The sequence below is a fragment of the Arenimonas sp. genome, assembly GCF_044348765.1.
Lineage (GTDB): Bacteria > Pseudomonadota > Gammaproteobacteria > Xanthomonadales > Xanthomonadaceae > Arenimonas.
This window is the reverse complement of record NZ_JBIKSE010000073.1, coordinates 1-3,387: the sequence shown is the minus strand read 5'-3', so window position 1 is coordinate 3,387 and position 3,387 is coordinate 1. Positions and strand designations below refer to the sequence as shown.

The 3,387-nt window shown below is 58.5% G+C and carries 4 protein-coding genes; 2 read left to right on the top strand and 2 right to left on the bottom strand.

Annotation, left to right across the window (positions count from 1 at the left end; genetic code table 11):
• Positions 1 to 13: 13 nt before the first annotated feature.
• Together ACIQ0Q_RS08445 and coq7 are read left to right on the top strand one after the other, a co-directional pair.
• Positions 14 to 1,105: a (Fe-S)-binding protein gene (locus tag ACIQ0Q_RS08445; RefSeq protein ID WP_395772498.1), complete on the top strand. Its 1,092-nt coding sequence runs from the start codon at positions 14 to 16 to the stop codon at positions 1,103 to 1,105.
• Positions 1,102 to 1,764 (top strand): 2-polyprenyl-3-methyl-6-methoxy-1,4-benzoquinone monooxygenase, encoded by a 663-nt coding sequence (coq7, locus tag ACIQ0Q_RS08440; RefSeq protein WP_395772497.1) that lies wholly within the window; start codon positions 1,102 to 1,104, stop codon positions 1,762 to 1,764. Before ACIQ0Q_RS08445 ends, coq7 begins: the two co-directional genes overlap by 4 nt.
• Positions 1,765 to 1,813: 49 nt before the next feature.
• Here coq7 and speD read toward each other — a convergent pair whose 3' ends face one another.
• Together speD and ACIQ0Q_RS08430 are read right to left on the bottom strand one after the other, a co-directional pair.
• Positions 1,814 to 2,608, bottom strand: coding sequence for an adenosylmethionine decarboxylase (gene speD / locus ACIQ0Q_RS08435; RefSeq protein WP_395772496.1), 795 nt, complete (start codon positions 2,606 to 2,608; stop codon positions 1,814 to 1,816).
• Positions 2,609 to 2,930: 322 nt separating this feature from the next.
• On the bottom strand, positions 2,931 to 3,387 hold a 457-nt coding region (locus ACIQ0Q_RS08430), incomplete at its 5' end, for an indole-3-glycerol-phosphate synthase (RefSeq protein ID WP_395772495.1).

Here is a 3,387-nt window from a genome sequence, read left to right as displayed (position 1 = left end):
TAGGATTTGAGCCATGGCTTTCCCCCTGAAATCCCCGTCCCGTGCCGATCTGGCCGGACAGTGCGTGAAATGCGGCCTGTGCCTGCCGCACTGCCCGACGTACGCCTTGGCCGGCATGGAGGCGGAGTCGCCCCGCGGCCGCATCGCGCTGATGGCCGATTTGGCTGAAAATCCCGGTCAAACCGGCGATTTCAAGCACTTGGATGCCTGTCTGGGCTGCCGGCGCTGCGAGACCGCCTGTCCTGCCGATGTGTCCTATGAGCAGCTTCTGGTCGAAACGCGCGCGGTACATCCGCCAGACCTGCCATGGCCTGGAAAGGCCGCACTGTGGCTGATGGCGCATAAATCGGTGCTGAACGGGGTACTTGGATTCTATCGGGTGGTTTTTCCGATACTCCCGGCGCGCTGGCGACCTCTGCCCCGTCCGGAAGCAGCAACGGCCGAACCGGCACCTTCACGAAGCCGGAATGCGATCTTTACCGGATGCGCAGCCGATACCTACGAACATCATGCTCGCAGGGCATTGCAACAGGTTTTGCGGGCTTTGGGCGATGACGCGGTCATCCCGTCCACCCAGGTCTGTTGCGGTCAGGCCGCGCGTCATGCGGGTCAGGCCGCACGGGCAGCAACACTAGCCGCCGTCAATCAGTCCGCATTCTCCGGATTCGATAGGATTCTGGTGCTGGCCAGTGGCTGCCGGAGCGCCCTGCAGGATACTGCCGGTGCTGCGGTTGAAGATGCCATGGTCTATCTAGCCGAACGCGCGGAGCAACTGCACTTCCGCTCGGCGCAAGGCCGGCATGTAGCCCTGCATGTTCCGTGCACGGCCGCCTTCCATGGCTCGGACCAAGCAACGCAGCTCCTGCTGGCCCGGATTCCGGATCTGCAGCTGAGTGTTTTGCCGAATAGCGGCTGCTGTGGCGGCGCCGGCCTCCATCAACTCGGCGACCCGAGTCGTGCCGCCACCCTGCGCGCGCCGGTTCTGGCCGCTGTTCCGGAGGCCGCTGAGGTGTTACTGTCGGCCAATATCGGTTGTCGCCTGCATCTGTCCGGCGATCGACCGATTCTGCACCCGATTGAATTCATGGCACACTATCTGGAATGACTTTCCAACGCCGCACATCGCCGCTCGACCGCATTCTGGGTGAATTACAGCACGCCCTCAACACCAGCACTGGCGTGGTCACCCGTGCGTCCGATGGCCTGGCGGCGCGTGCCAACCCGGCCGCCGACACCCAAGACCTGGAGATGTCTCCGGCGCAGATCCGGCACAGCGCCGGACTGATGCGCATCAACCACACCGGTGAAGTCTGCGCCCAGGCCCTGTATCTGGGTCAGGCACGGGTGGCCGAAAGTTCGGAGACGCGCGCGCAGCTGCTGCATGCCGCCGATGAAGAGGCTGATCATCTGGCCTGGTGCGATACCCGTCTGAAAGAGCTCGGCAGCCGCCCCAGCCTGCTCAATCCGATCTGGTATCTGGGCAGCTATGCCATCGGACTCGGAGCTGGCCTGAAAGGCGACGGCTGGAATCTGGGCTTCGTCTCAGAAACCGAACGTCAGGTGGAAGCGCATCTAGCCGAACACCTCGATGCACTGCCGCCGGAAGACCGGCGCAGCCGGGCCATTCTAGCAGTGATGAAGGACGACGAAATCCGTCATGCCGAGCATGCAGAAAACCATGGCGCCCGCCAACTGCCTCCACCCATCCCGGCATTGATGGCGCTGTCTTCGCGCTTCATGAAGGCCATCGCCTACCGGCTCTAAACGAAAACCCCCGCAATCGCGGGGGTTTTACATGAAGCCTTGCGCTATCTCAGTCTGCCAGATTGCGGCCGTGATAGAGCTCTTCGATTTCACGTCGAACCTGCAGCTCGATGCGTTGCCGATCCTTGAAGCTCAGGCTCTTGGCCTTGCCTTCGAACAGGTAGGTATCGAGGTCAAACTCCTTAACATGCATTTTGGTATGAAACAAGTTTTCCTGATACACATTGACGTCCATCATCTCGTAATGCGCCTTGATGTCCTTGGCCAGGAAGTCCTGGATGGAATTGACTTTGTGATCGATGTAATGTTTCTTGCCCTTGATGTCGCGAGTGAAGCCGCGCACACGGTAATCGGTGACCACGATGTCGGAATCGAAACTCTCGATCAGATAATTCAAAGCCTTCAAGGGCGAAATCACGCCACAAGTGGCCACATCGATATCGGCACGGAAAGTCGCAATGCCGTTGTGCGGATGTGTTTCCGGATAGGTGTGTACGGTGATATGCGACTTGTCCAGGTGCGCGACCACGGCATCCGAAATCAACTCCTTGCCGGCGGCTTTTTTGTCAATGACTGGCTCTTCGGAAATGAGAATGGTCACCGAGGCGCCCTGCGGATCGTAATCCTGGCGTGCCACATTCAGGATGTTAGCGCCGATGATGTTAGCTACTTCGGTCAGGATCTGGGTCAGACGCTCGGCGTTGTAGACCTCATCGATATACTCGATATAACGCTGCCGCTGGTCTTCCGACGCGGCATAGCAGATGTCATAGATATTGAAACTCAAGGATTTCGTCAGATTATTAAATCCTTGCAGGCGCAACCGGGGCAGTGGCTTGACCAACGCAGTATTCCTTGGATATGAGTGACGGTGAGGCGCAATTATCGGATATCTGCTCCCAAATGCAAGCATTTTCTCCACTCGAGCCGGTGAAATCCGAACTGGTGACGGATGGCGTCTCCCTGAAAGGCTTCTAAGCCATACCCATAGACACTAGGTATGACCTCAGCCATGCACCTGGTGCGATCTGGCGCCCTGATGGCATGCGGCTCAGTTTCCACGCCTGGAACTGGCATACATCAGCGGCGACCGGCATGAAATGACCTGTCGCGTAATGAAACGTCTCGAACACATGCGGCAAGACCGTTATTTTATTCGGTAGCCACTAAGCGAATAGAAGCCTGAGTTCCGCGCCTGGATCGGCGGCGCGCATCATCGCCTCTCCCACCAGAAACGCATCGATGCCGTTTGTGCGCATGAGTTCCACGTCTTTCCGATCCTTGATGCCGCTCTCGGTGATCACTAGGCGGTCCACCGGCACGGAAACTTTTAGCGCCAGCGTGGTCTCAATGCTGACCTCGAAGGTGCGTAGATTTCGGTTATTGATGCCGATCAGCGGTGAATCGGCCTGCAGTGCACGCGCCAGCTCCTGGGAATCGTGCACTTCCAGCAACACATCCATCTGCAGCATACGGCCCAACTGGGTGTAACTTTGCAGCTGGGTATCGGTCAAAACCGCCGCAATCAGCAGGATGCAGTCGGCGCCGAGTGCACGCGCTTCGTAGATCTGGTATTCATCAACGATGAAATCCTTACGAAGCACTGGTAAAGCACAGGCTTCC